The following is a 16277-nucleotide window of genomic DNA, read 5'->3' as shown; positions in this document are numbered from 1 at the left end:
TTATATGTTCTGTATTGTGAGCCTCTGGCGTAGAGCTTTCGCGGCCGGGATGGAGTTGGGGGCATGGCGTTCGCGGAGCCGGCCGGGAGTGGCGAGTCCGTGCCCTCTTCCGAGGCGGCCCAGAAGTCCGAGCGGCGGTCATGGGCACCGCTGTTGGCGGTGTGCGCCGGGTATTTCATGGTGATCCTGGATGTGACGGTGATCAACGTCGCCGTGCCGGTGATCGGCCGGGAACTGTCGGCCTCGCTCACCGGCATCCAGTGGATCACTGATGGGTACACCCTGGTCTTCGCCGGGTTCCTGCTCACCGGTGGCGCGCTGGGCGACCGGCTGGGCAACCGTCGGGTCTTCTGCTGGGGCGTGGCGGTGTTCACGGTGTCCTCGGCCGCGTGCGCGCTCGCGCCGAGCGCGCCCATTCTGGTTGCGGCCCGGCTGGTGGAGGGGCTCGGCGCGGCGCTGATCGTGCCCGGTTCCCTGGCCCTGCTCCAGCAGGCCTACCCGGCACCGGGCGCACGCTCGCGCGCCTTTGGGCTGTGGGGTTCGATGGCGGGCATCGCGGCCTCTGCCGGGCCGCTGCTGGGCGGGCTGCTCGTCTCCACGGCGGGTTGGCGCTGGGTGTTCCTCATCAACCTGCCCGTCGGTGTGGCCTGCCTGGTACTGACGCTGCGGCATGTGGCGCGCTCGCCCCGGCGCGCCGCGCGGGCCCTGGACTGGCCGGCGCAGTGCGCCGTCGTGGCCGCGGTGGCGCTGCTGACCGCGGCACTCAACGAGGCCGGACGGCGGGGCTGGTCCGATCCGGCTGTTCTCGCCGGGGTGGGTCTGGCCGTGCTGGCCGCCGCGGCGTTCGCGGTGCGCGAGCGGCTGGCCCGGTCTCCTGCCCTGCCGCTGAGCCTGCTGCGCTCTCGTACGATGAGCGGCGCAGCCGTCATCGGCCTGCTGTTCAACTTCGGCTTCTACGGCATGGTGTTCACCGCCAGCCTGGAATTCCAGCACCAGCGCGGCTTCAGCGCGCTCGGCACCGGGCTGGCGCTGTTCCCGGCGGTGGCGATGACCACGTTCGCCTCCGTCCTGTCCGGGCGGCTCACCCGCCGCACCGGCGATCGTCCGCTGGTGACCTCCGGCATGCTCCTGGCCGCCCTGGGGCTGGCCGGCTGGGCCGCGGCTGGAGCTGACCCTGCTTACCCGCTGCTGGTGGCCCCGATGATGGCGGCGGGGTTCGGTACCTCCTTCGCCCTCACCGGTTCAACGGCCACGGTGATGGGTGCCGCTCCCCCGGCCTACTCGGGCGCCGCCTCCGCCCTGTTCAACACCACCCGCCAGATCGGCAGTGCCACCGGGGTAGCACTCGGTGGCAGCCTGCTCGCCACGGCCACCGACTACACCGCCGGGCTGCGCACCAGCATGGCCATCGGCGCGCTCGCCTACCTGATCGCCGCAGGCCTCGCCTGGCTGTGCGCGCCCGCGAAGTCCTAGAGGCATAGGGCGGCTTGAGGCCTCCAGGCGGACCGGGCAGCCTCCGCCTCTGCACGGCCTCTCGTCGACCGCCTCGCCTCACCGGCAGGCGGAGACCGGCCTGGCCGCCAGAAGTGAACCCTGCGGGGCGCTGCCTATCGCTACGGGTTCCGCCTTGCCGAAGCGGCCCGGGGCGAGACAGCCGACGCGTCCGCACTGCGCGGGCCGCAGGCACAGTTCCTAGACGCCGCGTACGACGGCATGTGGCCCGGCCGCCGGCGATGGATAGCCAGGAACCCCGCCACATACCGATCAGTTCGGCACGCCGATCACGGCGTCGCGGCGCGAGGACGCGGACCCAATACGCATAGGCCGGCCCTGAAGCCTGCCGCTGGAGGACCGGGTACTGCTGTCGCCGCCCGCCGACGGACGAACCCGTACGTCGGCACCCGCCTCCTGCAGAACCGTTTCCGTCTGTCAAGTCACGTAATCCAGGGGCATGACGCGACGCGATAAAACAAGCTTCATTAGGACCTGGGACTCACGCAGAACACGAATCCCATCTGCACCATCCATCCGGAGATCCGGAAGTGCAGATCACAAGGAACGCACCCCGTTACCGAATAGCTCGTGAACGGGCGGGGCCGTCCGACATCCTTTTCCATTTCTCATCCGAAGGAGAACTCCCATGATTCGCACACGTCGCACCTCCCGCAAGAAGCGTCTGGCGATGCTGGCAGCCTCGGCCGCCCTTGCCGCAGGTGGCGTCCTCCTCCCCACCAGCGCATTCGCGGCGCCGGCACCGTCACATCTCGTGACGGCTCATAACCACAACAACAACCACAAGCACGACCATCACAAGCCGCACCACCACAACGCCCCAGGCGCTGGTGCCGGAGCCGGGGCGGGCGCTGGTGCAGGCGCTGGTGCCGGAGCTGGGGCTGGCGCGGGTGCTGGGGCCGGTGCAGGCGCTGGGGCCGGAGCTGGAGCCGGTGCAGGCGCTGGGGCTGGAGCCGGTGCTGGGGCTGGAGCCGGTGCAGGCGCTGGGGCTGGAGCCGGTGCCGGGGCTGGAGCCGGTGCAGGCGCGGGTGCTGGGGCCGGAGCCGGAGCTGGTGCAGGCGCCGGAGCTGGGGCTGGCACGGGCGCCGGGGCTGGCGCCGGAGCTGGGGCTGGCGCCGGAGCCGGGGCTGGCGCCGGAGCCGGAGCTGGCGCCGGAGCCGGAGCTGGGGCCGGAGCCGGAGCTGGGGCCGGAGCCGGAGCTGGCGCGGGTGCTGGGGCCGGAGCCGGTGCAGGCGCTGGGGCCGGAGCCGGTGCCGGGGCTGGAGCCGGGGCAGGCGCAGGCGCTGGGACCGGGGCTGGAGCAGGCGCCGGGGCTGGTGCCGGGGCCGGGGCTGGTGCCGGGGCCGGGGCTGGAGCAGGCGCCGGGGCTGGTGCCGGGGCCGGGGCTGGTGCCGGGGCCGGGGCTGGTGGCTAGGCTCTGATCGGAGCAGGGCAGTACCACGCGATTCCCGGTCTGGCCGGGTGGCAAAGCCAAGCGGCCGCGCCACCCGCCCAGACTTCCGAATACCTGCGGAAAGGGTACCCGCAGCAATTCACTGACCAATTCAGGGGCAATTCACCACAGCGAAATCATCCGCCCCGACATTGATACAAGAAGTGGCCCACCCGTGGGAGCGGGATCCTATTGATTCGAAACGGTAAGGGTCTGGGTCGTTGAACGCCGTGGTGATGAGCCCACCCAGCGCCGCGCCGGAAAGGCCGACCGGCGGAACTCCTACGGCGAACACCGCCACCACGGCCTGCGCTTCCTCGCTCTGACCGACGACAGAGGCCGACTGATCTGGATATCCGCCGCCCGGCCCGGACGCACCCACGACATCGTCGCTGCCCGCCACGACCACGTCCTGGCTCCTCTGCTCGCCGCCGCCCTCGGGGCCCCCGCGAGCCTCGGCTTCCGCTGTCTGGAAACGACGTACGCGACCCCGTGGTCGTCACCGGCCCGGCACTCCGCGCGCCGATGTCAGTACCAGATCGCCAGCCGTCGGCCTTGCCCATCGCGCTGCGGCGGATCGGGGAAGGAGCCGGCGCGGCCTTGTGCGATGCGGTGTGCGCTCCAGGCCGCGGCCGCTGCGTCCAGGATGTCGTCCGGTGGTACGCGTCCCGCCGGCCCAAGTTCGTCAGGGAGGTCGACGCCGGCGGTCGCCAGGAGTGAACGCCGCGCCATCTGCCCGGCCCAGCTCTTCTTGCGATGCGTCAGTGGGATCCCACCCGCCAACGCCCAGAACGAGACCTCGGGGTGTACCTCGAAGAGACGGTCACCGTTCGCGTCCGCCAAGCAGGCGTTCGCCTCACGCAGTTTGGCCGCCAGACCCCAGCTCTGCCGGCTCAGCCCGGCTCCCGTCAGCTCTCTGCACCGGCGGCTCGCAGCCACGTAGTCGGGCTCCAGCCACACGGCCCGCGGCGGCACCCGAAAGACGCTCCCCCGCAGCCGCCCCAGCACAGCGGCCGCCTCCGCGTCCGCTTGCCGCCAGCCCTCGTCGAGCAGGCCCAACGGCATGTCCACCGCCACCACCTCGAGGCCAGTCCGCGCCGCTCCCTGCTCTGCCTCGCGCAGCAGAGAACGCAGGCCGGTTTCCCACCACGCCCGGGCGAAGCGCCCATCCTTCAGCTCGATGGCCACCCATCCGGTGGGACACGCGTCGACGCCGAGAACTGCCACCATGTCAGCCGCCATCCCCGGTGGAAGCGGCCGGAGGGGAACCGTGGGCCCCATGCAGGCGGGCGAAGCACGCCCTCATCCGCATCCGGTGACGCACCATGCCGGGATCTGGGCCCGGGGCGGGAGCAGGGCTGAGGGCAGTCATCGCGTCCGCCTCCATTCAGTCCACTGGAAAGACCTTCGCCGTTCTCATTTGGTCAGGGCGGCATCGCGCGCCTCCCGCATCGCCTCCCGCATCGCCTCCCGCGCCGCCTCCGGCATCGGCGGGGTCGGGCGGCGACGGCGTCGGCGCAGCCAGACGTAGAGGGCCAGGCACGGCAGCAGCAACCCGATGACGGTGAGGGTGAGGAACGCCGTGAAGCCGTCGATGTGCCCGACCAGCCAGGGGAAGTTCTGCCCGAAGAAGCCGACCACGAAGGACAGCGGCAGAAACACGGTCGCGAGGATCGTGAGCTGCTCCATCGTGGCGCTCTGCCGGAGGTTGATCTTGTTCTGCTCGACGGAGATCACCGCGATGTTCGCCTCCAGGACGGTGGCCAGCAGGTCGCGCTGGGCGGCGACCTCCTCGTTGACCAGCAGCAGGTGGTCGTGCACGTCGCGGAAGTACGGCAGGAGCTCGGGTGGTGATTTGCCGGGCTGGAGATGGCGGGCGAGTACGGCGAGCAGCGGGTGTACGGCGCGGTAGAAGTCGGTGGCCTCACGGCGCAGGAAGTAGATCCTTTCGGTCGGGGCGACCACCCCGGCGAAGACCGTGGCCTCGATCTGCTCGATGTCGCGTTCGAGTTCCGTGACGACCGGGGCGTAGCTGTCGACGACCTGGTCGAGGATCGCCCACAGTGTCGAGATGCTGCCGGTCCGTAGCAGCTCGGGCCGGCGTTCCAGTCGGCTGCGGGCGCCGTGCAGCTCGCTGGCGATGCCCTGGCGAACGGTGATCACGAAGTGTTCGGCGAGGAAGATGCTGATCTCGCCGGTGTCGATCTCCTCGCGCTCGTCGTCGTACCGTGCGGTGCGCAGGATGATCAGCTCGGTGCCGTCCTCGTACTGCTCGGCCTTCGGCCGCAGGTGGAAGGCCTGGGCGTCCTCGACGGCGAGTTCGTGCAGCCCGAAGCTCCCGCGCACTCTGTCCAGCTCCTCGGGACCAGGCTCGAAGAGGCCCAGCCAGACGAATCCGCCCTCGGTGCAGCACGCGGCCGCCTGCTCCGGTGACATCGCCACTTTCTGCTGCCGACGCCCGTCGCGGTAGTGTGCGCAGTCCACGATCATGGCGTTCCTCCTCGCGTCCCACCGACGCGCGCCCGCCACCCACTGGCGGCGGTACTGCGCACGTCATGTTTGCTCTACATCCATGGTGGCTCCTCTCCACGACAGGAGCGCGGGGACGCCAATTCGCCGGGCAGGCAGGTGAGTTCTCCTGGGGTGGGGCGGGGCTCGCGGAGCTCCCGGTACCAGCGGCTGCCGGTCTTCCGGGTCCGGATCCCCGCCTTCGGGTGTGCGTGATCAGAAGTTGCCGTAGTTGACCTGCCAGGTGGGCAGGCCCATGCGGCGCCAGATGGCGACCACGCGGTCGCGGTCGTCCAGGGACACCCGTACCGCGAAGCGGTGGCGGACGTGCCGGTCGAAGAGTTCCGCCTTCACGATGTCGTCGCGCCGGCTGTCGCCGGCAGCCCGCATCCACAGTTCGTCGTAGGGCACTTCGTGTCGCCGGAGCCACTCCTCGGTCTTCTCGCGGTGCTCCTCGCCCCGGCCCGAGAGCAGGACGATGACGTCGTTGTCCGCGCGCCGGAAGGAGTCGAGGGCCTGTCGCACCGAGACGTTGAGCAGGTCCTCGTCGCAGCGCGTGAAGTCGTACGGGCCGCGGGCTCCCCTGAGGGCGAGCGTGCCGTCGATGTCGCACATGACCGCGGACGGAAGGGCCGTGTCCGCGACGTACGGATCCACGGACGGCTGGTCGTTCAGCCATGCGTCGGTGAGCTGCCATCCGCCCTGTCTGGCCTTCGTGTGCTTGTCGGCGAGCAGCCGGATGATCTCCTCTCCGACAGATCGCTCCCGCTCGGCGTCGCGCCGTATGCACTCCTCCACCGGTACATCGGTGAAGTCGTGCACGACGAAGGTGGCCGGTCGTCCGGCGACCGCGGCCTTCAGGCGCTTGGGGATGTGCGGCGTCAGGTGTGTGTTGTCCACGACGACGTCGAATCCGTCGTCGACGGCCGCCCGTACCGCGGCGTCCTGGATCGCCAGCACGGTCTGCTCGTGCGCGTGCGACCGGCCGCGCTCGGGCGCCGGGATGTCGAGCATCGTCCGCAGGTCGTCGAGGTTCACCCGGCGCATCCGGCCCTCGGACTCCTCCTGCAGCCTGCGTGCCGCGGTCGTCTTGCCCGAGGCGGGGAGCCCCGTCATGACGTGTACGGCGGGCACGGTCGGTACTACGGGCACGCTCAGTTCTCCTCGTCGGTCTTGAACGGGTCGGACGCCTCCGGCCGGACGGAACGGTACGTCACGAGCTCCGTGGGGCGCTCGTCCAGGCGCAGGAACATGGCGGGGCGGACGGCCGCGTCGGGCAGCGCCTTCACTGCGCGGGCGAATGCGCCCCGGTCACCGGCGAGATGGGCGACGGAGCGGTACGCCTCGTCGATCGCGCGCTCGCGGTCGGCCACGTCCTTCTCGATGCGGGCGATCACCTCGCGCACCCAGGCGTCGAACTCGTCGGGCACCTGCTCCAGCAGCGCGTCGAGGGGCCGGCCGCCGGATGCCGCGATGTCCGCCGCCGAGCAGCCCAGCGCCTGGGCCACGTGCTTGGCGGGCAGGCCGGCGAAGCGCTGGATGCCGTGGCCGCGCCAGATGTCCCGCTCGGTGACGCCGGTGAGGACCTTGTGGAGCCGTACGTACTCGGAGAGCTTGGCCTTCGCCCGTACCCCCGAGGCGAAGCGCAGCACGAAGCCCTCCGCGTCCGTGCCGGTGGCGGCGCTGCCGTCGGGCATCCGGTTGGACGCGGCCAGGGAGAGCAGTTCGGTGAGCGGCATGGCGGGCCAGACCGTGACGACCGAGCCTATGCCCTGCCAGTCGGCCGCTGCCTCGGCCAGCGGGATCTCTGTGCCGTCCTTGGCGATGGCGGCCAGGAGTACCAGGTCCCGGCGGTCGCCGTAGTCGACCACGATCCGGTTCTGCGGGTAGAGGATCTCGGCGAGGTAGGTCACTCCGGGAACCAGGGCGGAGGTGTCCTTGCCGTCGAGCAGGCGCTGGGCCCAGGTGGCCTGGGTGCTGATGAACGACCCCTTGGAGGCGACCCGCCACCGGCCGGCGTAGTGGAAGACCACCGCGAGGCTGCCGTCGACCTTGTCGTACACCTCGAACGGCTCGTCCGGGAGAGCCGGGGCGTACGGCTGACCGGCCTCGTGCTCGCCGACGTTGAAGAACTTCGGCAGCGGCAGGGCGACTATCTCGCCGGTGGCGTCGTCGGCGACCAGGCCGCGGCAGCGCGTGGTCACCTCGTTCCACACCCGTTCGTACTGGCACGTCCTCGTGTACGTGTAGATGGACAGCGGCAGTTCCGGGTGGGCCTTGCGGGTGACGTGTCCTGCGTCGAGGGCCGCGGCCAACTCCTGCGGGGGCAGCAGCTCGTGAAGAGTCAGGTATGCCTGGCTCATGTGTTCCTCCTGGTAGTGGTCCCCTATTGTCACGTGTGGGAGGCCCGGCAAGAATCGATTTGTTTCGGGGTCCCACCCCTCGGGGTCCCACCCCGCTGTCACCAAGGCGCGGACGTCGCCGGGGATCTGACGAAGGCGAGGACGTGCTCGCCGGAGCCCGGGAAAATCACGTGCCGCCCGGCGCCCGATCGTCGACAATCCACGCGTGGCCACCATGGACGTCGACAGGGCTGAACGCGGCCCGTACCCCCGATCCGCCCTGACCGCGTCCGCCGGACGTGCCTTCGGTGCGATTCCGCCAACGGCGCTGGTACTGCTGGGCATTGTCAGCGTTCAGGTGGGCTCGGCGTTGGCCAAGCACCTGTTCGGCGCGGTGGGCAGCTTCGGGACCGTCGCGTTGCGGCTGTTCTTCGCGACGGCGGTGCTGATGCTGTTGTGGCGGCCGTCGCTGCGCATGAATCGGCGCACGTGGACCGTGGTGGTCGGCTACGGCGTGATTCTCGGCTCGATGAACCTGTGCTTCTACCTGGCGCTGGCTCGGATCCCGCTGGGGATCGCGGTCACCATCGAGTTCCTGGGGCCGCTGATGGTGGCCCTGGCCGGGTCGAGGCGATGGCTGGACGCCTTCTGGGCCGTGCTCGCGGCAGGCGGTGTGGTCCTGCTGATGGAGGGACGCGGCGACCTCAACCTTGTCGGTTTTCTGTTCGCCCTCGCCGCGGGAACGTGCTGGGGCCTGTACATCCTGGTCGGCGCGGCGCTGGGCCGGCACACCACGGAAGGCAATGGTCTGGCGCTGGGAATGGCCGTCGCCGCGCTGGTGGCTGTGCCGTTCGGCGTGACCGACAGCGGAGCGGCCCTGATTCAGCCGTGGGTGCTGATCGCAGGGCTCGGCGTGGCGCTGTTGTCGTCGGTGATCCCGTACTCGCTGGATCTGGAGGCACTGCGCAGGATCCCACCACGCGTGTTCGGCATCCTGATGAGCCTCGAACCGGCGATGGCGGCCCTGGTCGGCCTCATCGTGCTCCAGGAGTCGCTGCACTGGTCGCAGTGGATCGCGGTGCTGTGCGTGGTGGCCGCATCGGCGGGCGCCGCACGCGGCACCCACCCGGACGTCTGACCACCGACAACGGGTGTCCTGGATCAATGCAAGCTTGCGGTGTCGCATCACGTAGTCCCAGCTCAACGGGGTGACGGACGGCACCGCATCACCCATTTGGAGTACCCCCAGCGTGCGCCGAGTCGCATGTCACCCGTTCGGAGTGGTCAATGGGGGATGGACTTGCACGAGGCCCTGCGTTCATCACCCCGAGGGGGTTGATGCCATGGGAATCATCGGCTCCGTCGATGCCCTTGCGGATGTGCACGCCGGCGACCCGTACCCCGTCTACGCACGACTGCGTGAGAGTGAACCGGTGTATCGGTGCCGCAGCGGCGCCTACCTCCTGACGCGATACCCGGACTGCCGGCGCGTCCTGACCGAACGCGAGCTCTTCCTCGCGCCGCGTGCTCCCCGGCCCTCCCAAGGGACGGCCGGACACGCCGCGCCGGTGCTGTCCCGCGTCATGAGCTCACAGAATCCTCCCCGGCACACGAGAATGCGTGCGGCAGTGGCCCGGCGCTTCGCCGAGCACGTACGGCGTCGGGAGCCGTGGCTCAGCAGTCTCTGCGACCACCTGCTCGAACCCGTGATCGAAACGCTGAGCCACGGCGTCGTCGACTTGACCCCGGTCGCCGAGGCCTTCCCCCGCGACACGATCACGCACCTGCTGGGACTGCCCCGGACCGACCGAGAGCTGGTCACGAAGCTCGTCGCCGACATCTTTCCGACCTCGGGACCGCTGCCCGGAGACGAGGACGACGGCGCGGCGGCGATGCGGCGGCTCACCGACTACCTCCAAGGGGAAGTGGCCCGCAGGCGCCGTACGCCCGGCGACGATCTGACGTCCGAACTCGTGCGTGTGCACACCGCCCGCCCCGAGGCCCTGCCGCACGACGAACTGGTCAGCATTCTCACGGGCCTCACGGTCGCCGGATTCCCGCAGATCGCCGCAGGGATCGAGACCGGAATCGTCCTGATGATCCGTCACCCCGAGCATGCGGTGTTCCTGGACGACCCGGCCCGCGCCCGGTTGTTCGTCGACGAACTGCTCCGCTACGACGCACCGGTGCAGTTCACCCCCGCCCCGCGCATTCCCGCCAGGACGGTGGTCATCGGCGGCGTGACGATACCGGCCGGGGCGCGGGTCTGGCCCGTGCTGGGCGCCGCCAACCGGGATCCCGCCGTGTACTCCCGGCCGGACGAGTTCCTGCCGGGACGGGGCGGGCCACGTCATCTGAGCTTCGGTGGAGGCGCCCACTTCTGCCTCGGCGCCGAACTGGTGCACCTCGAGATCGCGATGCTGTTGCAGCGGCTCCGACAGCGGCTCCCCGGTCTCGCGCAGGCACAGCCTCCTGCCCAGAGGTACGGGCGGCTGCGCGGGTTCACGTCCCTCCCCGTCATGCGAACGGAGCGCTGATCGTGACCAACCACAGGAGTCCCAGCACATCTCCGGAGAGCGTGCAGGTCTTCCTCGAGCGCACCGCCTGCTCCGCGTTCCTCGACGCCGCACTCGGTGTCTACGAAGCGATCAGACCGGGCTGCCCCTACCCCTGCTTCGGCGTGCTGGTCGGCCGTATGCACGATGACAACGCCCGTATCGAGCGCGTCGAGTTCGGCCGCAACGTGCGAGCCACCGACAACACGGCCCTGGGAGAGTTCGCGGAACGCATCGTGCCCTGCTTCGGGACGGCCTACGAGAACCCGCATCGCGGGTACTGGTGCGATTCCACCGACTTGCTGCGCATCCTGCGGGGCGCCGAGGCGGACGGCCTGGACATCCTCGGGTCGATCCACCTCCACCCCGACTGGCACAACATCGACTCACCGGCCGGGAGCCCCCAGCTGAGCGAGCACCCGACGTGCATGGACACGTACGTGTTCAACAACACGGGATGGCCGGTCAACCTCATCTGCTACCTGGAGCGACGCAACCGCAGCATGTACCACTCGTGGGGTGCGTGGACCCCGAACGCCGCCGACCCCTCGAACCCCCGTTGCGACGCGCTGCCGGTGCGCCTGGCCCTGCCCGCCCACGCCCGGGGCAACGGACACCCCGCGACCGCGCGGCACGCAGGTCTCGACGATGCCGCCGATCTCGCCGATCTCATGGATCAGCAGAGCTATGTCGATGCCCCCTATGAGCTGCTCGCCGCCCGCCGGGCCGAACGCCCCGTACAGCGCGTGATGTTCGCCGGCGCTCCGGTGTGGCTCGTCACGCGCCACGAGGACATCCGGACGGCGGGCAAGGATCCCCGGCTGAGCAACGATCCGGGGCACGCCACCGAGACCGTCCGGTCCGCCCCATGGGCCTTCGCCGACCAGACCTACACCGTCACACGCAACATGCTCCGCTCCGACCCCCCGGACCACACCAGACTGCGGGCCCTGGTGGCAGGCGAGTTCGCCCCGGGCCGTATCGAGGCCCTGCGTCCCCGCATCCAGGAGATCACCGACGATCTCCTCGCCCCGGTCCTGCCGCTGGGGCGCCTGGACGTCATCACCGACTTCGCCAAGCGTCTGCCGCTCACTGTCATCTCCGAAGTGCTCGGCGTACCGGCCGAAGGGCGCGACACCTTCGCGCGTCTGGCAAGCGTCTACGTGGAGATGAGCGAGGGCGACCGCAGCCGCATGCCCAGCGCCGCCGGTGAGATGCGGGACTTCCTCATCGGACTGCTGAAGGAGAAGAGGGAGGCCACCGCCGGCGCCGACGGCCTGCTGGGGCGCCTGCTCGCGGGCGATCAGCGGGAGGACGAGCTGGTCGCCATGTCCTTCCTCCTCCTGGTGGCCGGTTTCGAGACGACCGCGAACCTCATCGGCAACGGCGTACTGGCCCTGCTGGAGCATCCCGGGCAACTGGCGATGCTCCGCGCCCAGCCGCACCTCATGGGGCAGGCGATCGAGGAGATCCTCCGCTGGAACGGCCCCATCAAGATGGCACCCGTCCTGCGGTTCACCACGTGCGACGTACGGATCGGAGGCGTCACCGTTCCCGGCGGCGGAGAGGCCGTCCTGCTGTCCTACGGCGCCGGCAACCGCGATCCCGCCCGTTTCACCGACCCCGACCGGTTCGACATCCGCCGCGACAGCCGGGGTCACCTCGCCTTCGGACACGGGATACACCACTGCCTGGGCGCACCACTCGGCAAGGCGGAAGCGACCATCGGGCTGCGCACCCTTCTGGAACGCTGCGACGAACTGGCCCTCGCGGCCGACCCCGGCGAACTGACCTGGGGGTACAGCCGGTTCATGCGTGGCCTGACCAACCTGCCGGTCACTTTCCGACCCGTTACAGGAGGTGCCACGCCATGACCACCGTGCCCACCGTGACCAACGTGACCAGCCCACGACCGCGCGCCCTCGTGACCGGCGCCTCCCGGGGGATCGGCGCCGCCATCGCCCGTGCCCTCGCCCCCACGCACGACGTGCTCCTCGGCGGCCGGGATGTCCGGTCGCTCGAGGCGATCGCCCACGAGCTGCCCGGAGACGCCGGCCCCTGGGTGGCCGACCTGGCGGATCCCGGGGCACTCGCCCGGGCCACGACGGACATCGACCGACTGGACGTGCTCGTGCACAACGCGGCCGTTACGGAACCCGGCACCATCGCCGACACCTCGCTCGACGTGTGGCAGCGCGTCTTCGCCGTCAACCTCTTCTCCGCCGCCGAACTCACCCGGCTGCTCCTGCCACCCCTGCGCCGGGGCCGAGGGCATGTGGTCCTGATCAACGCCGGGTCCGGCCTCCGGATCACCTCGCATCGCGGCGCCTACGCCGCCAGCAAATACGCGCTACGAGCGTTCGCCGAGACCCTTCAGGCCGAGGAGAGCCCCAACGGAGTCCGAGTGACGTCGATCCACCCGGGGCCGACCGACACCGAGCTGCAACGCAGGGCGGCCGAACGGGCCGGCCGCGAGTACCGCCCGGAGCAGTTCCTGCGCCCCGAGTCGGTGGCCGCCGTCGTCCTCAACGCGGTACGGGCACCCGCGGACGCTACAGTGTCCCGTACCGTCATCGACTGAGACCTGCCAGGGCCCATACACGCTTCGTAGTCTGGCCCCCAGGCCATACGGAAGTCCGATCCACTGCACGCCTCCCGATCTCACCCACCAAATCGTTCTTTCAGTACGCCATCCGAAGGACGCGAGCCAAGCCGAAGAGCCCCCTTGTGCTTGAGGGCGATCCTCTGGTGAACGGCAGAGCAGCGTGTGCAGCGCGTCGAACTCGCCGGTCACGGTCGTGGGCGGTCGGGCATGATGCCTTGGTGAGCATCATCGTCAAGTTCTTCGCGGCGCCGGATGACGCGTCAGCGGCTTCGGCTCTCCAGACTGGGCCGGGGCGTGCGTTCGAGTCGCTCTCCTTCGGTAACTTCGATCCCGAAGAGGCCGTGGTGGAGTGGGAATGCCTTCTTGCCGGGGGCAGCTTCGAGGAACTTGTCGAAGCCGGTGAGCCTCGTATCGTCGCCGGGCAGGACGATGACGGATGCGTGGTCTTCGCCATCTCGCCCCGCCTGTCCAACGCGCTCGCCGGCGCCGACCGCTCCACATTGCGTGACATCGCGGCCTCCTGGGCCGTGGAGCGCGCGGAGGACGGCGAGGTCATCGACACGGACGTCGCCGACGCGATCCTGGGCGATCTGGCTGCACTCGTCAGCAGCGCCCGGCGCCAGAGCCAGGGCGTCTACTGCTGGGTCGCCTGACCAGATGCGGCGCTCGAACAGGTGCGGCGGTCGTGAGGTCAGCGGATGTGATCGATGCGGTCGGCCTCGTCGTCCCGGCCCTGATCTCGGAGCAGGCGGCCAGGGTGTCCCGGCTGATGGCGGTGTCGGGGTGTTCGGGGCCGAGGAGGCGCGTACGAGCCTCGAGGGCGATGCGTGCGTGGGCTTCAGCCTCTTCGAACCGGCCCAGCTCGCCGAGCGTGACGGCGAGATTGGCGTGGCTGCGCAGCGTCTCCGCATCCTCGGGGCCCAGCAGCCGGGTGCGGGCCGCCAGGACGTGACGGTGCTCGGCAGCCGCCTCTTGGCCGCGCCCCATGTGGGAGAGGGCGACAGCCCGGTTGTTGCGGCTTTGCAGGGCGGCGGGATGCTCGGGTCCCAGCAGCCGGGTGCGCGCCTCCAGCACCGCGGCATGCTCGGCCTCCGCCTCCTCGTACCGCTCCAGCCTGCGCAGCAGGATGCCCAGTTCGCTGCGGGCATTCAGAGTATCGAGATGCTGGGGTCCCAGCGCGCGGGTCTCGGCGTCGAGCGCGGTACGCGCCTGATGTTCGGCTTCCTCAAGCCGCCCCAGGCTGACCAGGACGTCGGCGTACCAGCGGCGGGTCATGGCGGCATCGGGATGGTCGGGACCGATCGTGCGGATGCGGCTCTCGAGTGTCATGCGCAGTTCTTCCTCGGCCTCGTCGTAGCGGCCCAGGTATTCCAGCACCGTGCCGAGGTTGTGGCGGCTGACGAGGGTGTCGGGGTGCTCCGGGCCCAGCAGTTGGATCCGGGCGTCGAGCACGGCACGTGCCTCGGGTTCGGCGGCGTCGGCCTGCCCCCGAGACAGCAGTGTGACCAGCAGCGCGTTGCGGGTCGCGAGCGTGCTGGCGTGATCCGGGCCCAGAACTCTGGTGAACCCGTCCAGCGCGGCCCGCAGTTCGGTCTCGGCCTGTACGTACTCGCCACGGCCGCGCAGCGCGATCGCCAGGTTGGTACGGGTGGCCAGGGTGTCGGCGTGGTCGGGTCCCAAGGCCCGGATGCGTGTCTGAAGTACGGTGCGGAACTCCGCCTCGGCTTCCTCGTGGCGGTTGAGCGGGCTGAGCATCACCGCACGGTTGCTGCGGAAGGTCAGCGTCTCGGGATGGTCCGCGCCAAGGTCGGCCTCCGCCAGGTCCGCCGCTCGCGCGAAGGCGCGGGCGGCGAGTTCGTAGAGCCCGTAGCCGTAGGCGACGGCGCCGATCTCGCCGGACTCGGTGGCGTCGCTCTCGGCGAGCGCGCCGGTCAGGGTCTGCTCGGGCACCTGGTTGTCGGGGCCGGCGGCCTGCTGGGTGGCGTCGACGAGGTAGTCGAACACCTCCACGGCCGCCGCATCGGCGCTCGCCGTGATCAGGGCGGTCGTGGCGCGCCGCGGCCGGGTGGCCCAGGCCCATGCCTCGTCGAGGGGTTCGGCGCCGAGCCGGTCGCCGCCCATGCGCGTCAGGTAATGCCCGTGCAACGCCTCCAGCAGCGGCCGGGGCAGCGGTCGCGTCAGTCCGGCGCGCCGGCAGTCGACGGCCGCCGCGACCAGGGCTGCGGCCCGGGGATGGCCCGCTTCCCAGGCGTTGTCCCAGTCATTGAGGAGTTCGGGACCGGCGGCCAGGTATTCGGCCAGGCCGTACTCGTCGGTGTGCTCCAGGGCGTCGGCGATTCGCCTGTCCCAGACGCGGGTGCGGGCCCGCTCGCGCTCCGCCGTGCTCAGAGGGCGCCGCAGCCGCAGGCGCGTGGCCTGTTCCAGCACCTGGCGGGCTTCCGCGGCGTCCGCGGCGTACGGGTGCGCGCTGTCGGTGTAGCGGGCCATCTCGGCGGAGCGGAGGGTGGCCAGGACGACCCGGTGATGGCCGGGCCCGCCGATCAGTCGGGCGACAGCGACCCGGGTCAAGCCGTCCGAGCCGAGGAAGCGTTCGGCGTTGTCCAGCCACAGCACACAGCGGGACAGCGCCGCGGCCCGCTCGACGGCGTCGGGCAGCACCGCCTTGTCCCGCGGGACGATGAGGGTGTGATCGGGAAGGGCAGCCCGCATCGCCTCGTAGGCGGCACGTGACTTGCCGGCCGTCGACTCCCCCACCAGCAGGAGGAACCCGCCGCCCGCCAGCAACTCGACCAGCTGTTCATGAATGTCCCGCGGCACGTAGGGAGGCACGCGGCCGCTCGCCCCGTCCGCGTTGCCGGGACCATCGGCAGGCCGCGCGGGATGCACACCCAGCAACAGCGGGTCCGTCACCTCGCGAACCGTAAGGACGAGAGAATCCCGGGCCAACGCGAGACGGGTGTTCTCCCCCCGCTCTCTGGCCCGCCGGTAGCTGTCGGTGAGTCCCGGCGCGAACACGCCGGCGACCGCGGCGACCACCGCGCCCAGGCCCAGCAGCCACCACAGCGTGACGCCGACCGCGGCCAGGACCGCCGGCACCGCCACCGCGACCGCCGCCCCCACCGCGGCGACCACCACCCGCAGCGACACACCCGTACGATTCGCCTGCGTCATGGCACCCCCCCGGTAGCGCATTGTCCAGCGAACGCGTGCGCCGTGGACCGTTTCCGACGCATGAGGGGGCATCCGCCGAAGAGACTATGAACGCAGCGATGAGTTTCCCCGGCCCGGAGAGTCTCACCCCCGTTGTCCGAAAACACTGGAGG

The 16277-nt window shown here is 70.5% G+C and carries 12 protein-coding genes and 1 pseudogene; 8 read left to right on the top strand and 5 right to left on the bottom strand.

The window, feature by feature from the left end; genetic code table 11:
• Positions 1–63 precede the first annotated feature (63 nt).
• From ABZ865_RS29000 to ABZ865_RS28990, 3 genes and pseudogenes are all read left to right on the top strand, one after another.
• Positions 64–1473: an MFS transporter gene (locus tag ABZ865_RS29000; RefSeq protein ID WP_361236576.1), complete on the top strand. Its 1410-nt coding sequence runs from the start codon at positions 64–66 to the stop codon at positions 1471–1473.
• A gap of 869 nt (positions 1474–2342) precedes the next feature.
• A complete protein-coding gene (locus tag ABZ865_RS28995) occupies positions 2343–2933 on the top strand; it encodes a hypothetical protein (protein ID WP_361236573.1) in 591 nt (196 codons plus the stop codon).
• 318 nt (positions 2934–3251) lie between these two features.
• A pseudogene (locus tag ABZ865_RS28990) lies at positions 3252–3311 on the top strand (hypothetical protein); the annotation flags it as partial.
• Between the two features lie 161 nt (positions 3312–3472).
• Here ABZ865_RS28990 and ABZ865_RS28985 read toward each other — a convergent pair.
• From ABZ865_RS28985 to ABZ865_RS28970, 4 genes are all read right to left on the bottom strand, one after another.
• Positions 3473–4174, bottom strand: coding sequence for a DUF429 domain-containing protein (locus tag ABZ865_RS28985; RefSeq protein WP_361236570.1), 702 nt, complete (start codon positions 4172–4174; stop codon positions 3473–3475).
• A 186-nt stretch (positions 4175–4360) separates the two neighbouring features.
• Positions 4361–5434, bottom strand: a complete 1074-nt coding sequence (locus tag ABZ865_RS28980; RefSeq protein WP_361236567.1) for a magnesium and cobalt transport protein CorA — start codon at positions 5432–5434, stop codon at positions 4361–4363.
• Positions 5435–5668: 234 nt separating this feature from the next.
• The gene (locus ABZ865_RS28975; RefSeq protein WP_361236564.1) at positions 5669–6604 is read right to left on the bottom strand and encodes an AAA family ATPase; all 936 of its coding nucleotides are present in this window, start codon (positions 6602–6604) and stop codon (positions 5669–5671) included.
• A gap of 2 nt (positions 6605–6606) precedes the next feature.
• Positions 6607–7815 carry a T4 RnlA family RNA ligase gene (locus tag ABZ865_RS28970; protein WP_361236562.1) on the bottom strand — a complete coding sequence of 403 codons (1209 nt, stop codon included), beginning with the start codon at positions 7813–7815 and terminating at the stop codon, positions 6607–6609.
• 214 nt (positions 7816–8029) lie between these two features.
• Between ABZ865_RS28970 and ABZ865_RS28965 the strand changes: the two genes are divergently transcribed.
• The 5 genes from ABZ865_RS28965 to ABZ865_RS28945 all read left to right on the top strand — a co-directional run bounded on the left by ABZ865_RS28965 (position 8030) and on the right by ABZ865_RS28945 (position 13607).
• Entirely contained in the window at positions 8030–8932 is a 903-nt protein-coding gene (locus tag ABZ865_RS28965; RefSeq protein WP_361237283.1) for a DMT family transporter, read from the top strand.
• A 568-nt stretch (positions 8933–9500) separates the two neighbouring features.
• Entirely contained in the window at positions 9501–10331 is an 831-nt protein-coding gene (locus tag ABZ865_RS28960; RefSeq protein ID WP_361236559.1) for a cytochrome P450, read from the top strand.
• A 2-nt stretch (positions 10332–10333) separates the two neighbouring features.
• Positions 10334–12223, top strand: a complete 1890-nt coding sequence (locus ABZ865_RS28955; protein WP_361236556.1) for a cytochrome P450 — start codon at positions 10334–10336, stop codon at positions 12221–12223.
• On the top strand, positions 12220–12930 hold the full coding sequence (locus tag ABZ865_RS28950) for an SDR family oxidoreductase (protein ID WP_361236553.1): 711 nt from the start codon (positions 12220–12222) through the stop codon (positions 12928–12930). Before ABZ865_RS28955 ends, ABZ865_RS28950 begins: the two co-directional genes overlap by 4 nt.
• Positions 12931–13172: 242 nt before the next feature.
• Positions 13173–13607 carry a hypothetical protein gene (locus tag ABZ865_RS28945; protein ID WP_361236550.1) on the top strand — a complete coding sequence of 145 codons (435 nt, stop codon included), beginning with the start codon at positions 13173–13175 and terminating at the stop codon, positions 13605–13607.
• Here the strand turns inward: ABZ865_RS28945 and ABZ865_RS28940 are convergent.
• The gene (locus ABZ865_RS28940) at positions 13558–16125 is read right to left on the bottom strand and encodes a tetratricopeptide repeat protein (RefSeq protein ID WP_361236547.1); all 2568 of its coding nucleotides are present in this window, start codon (positions 16123–16125) and stop codon (positions 13558–13560) included. The two genes, ABZ865_RS28945 and ABZ865_RS28940, sit on opposite strands and share 50 nt — an antisense overlap.
• Positions 16126–16277 lie beyond the last annotated feature (152 nt).

Source organism: Streptomyces sp. NPDC047085, assembly GCF_040643735.1.
Taxonomy (GTDB): Bacteria; Actinomycetota; Actinomycetes; order Streptomycetales; family Streptomycetaceae; genus Streptomyces.
This window is presented reverse-complemented; position numbering and strand designations above follow the sequence as displayed.

What these genes read in the sequence shown, in the direction of transcription:
- ABZ865_RS29000 (WP_361236576.1), top strand. Translation starts at nt 64, where the DNA reads ATGGCGTTCGCGGAGCCGGCCGGGAGTGGCGAGTCCGTGCCCTCTTCC.
- ABZ865_RS28985 (WP_361236570.1), bottom strand. Translation starts at nt 4,174, where the DNA reads ATGGTGGCAGTTCTCGGCGTCGACGCGTGTCCCACCGGATGGGTGGCC.
- ABZ865_RS28980 (WP_361236567.1), bottom strand. Translation starts at nt 5,434, where the DNA reads ATGATCGTGGACTGCGCACACTACCGCGACGGGCGTCGGCAGCAGAAA.
- ABZ865_RS28970 (WP_361236562.1), bottom strand. Translation starts at nt 7,815, where the DNA reads ATGAGCCAGGCATACCTGACTCTTCACGAGCTGCTGCCCCCGCAGGAG.
- ABZ865_RS28965 (WP_361237283.1), top strand. Translation starts at nt 8,030, where the DNA reads ATGGACGTCGACAGGGCTGAACGCGGCCCGTACCCCCGATCCGCCCTG.
- ABZ865_RS28950 (WP_361236553.1), top strand. Translation starts at nt 12,220, where the DNA reads ATGACCACCGTGCCCACCGTGACCAACGTGACCAGCCCACGACCGCGC.
- ABZ865_RS28940 (WP_361236547.1), bottom strand. Translation starts at nt 16,125, where the DNA reads ATGACGCAGGCGAATCGTACGGGTGTGTCGCTGCGGGTGGTGGTCGCC.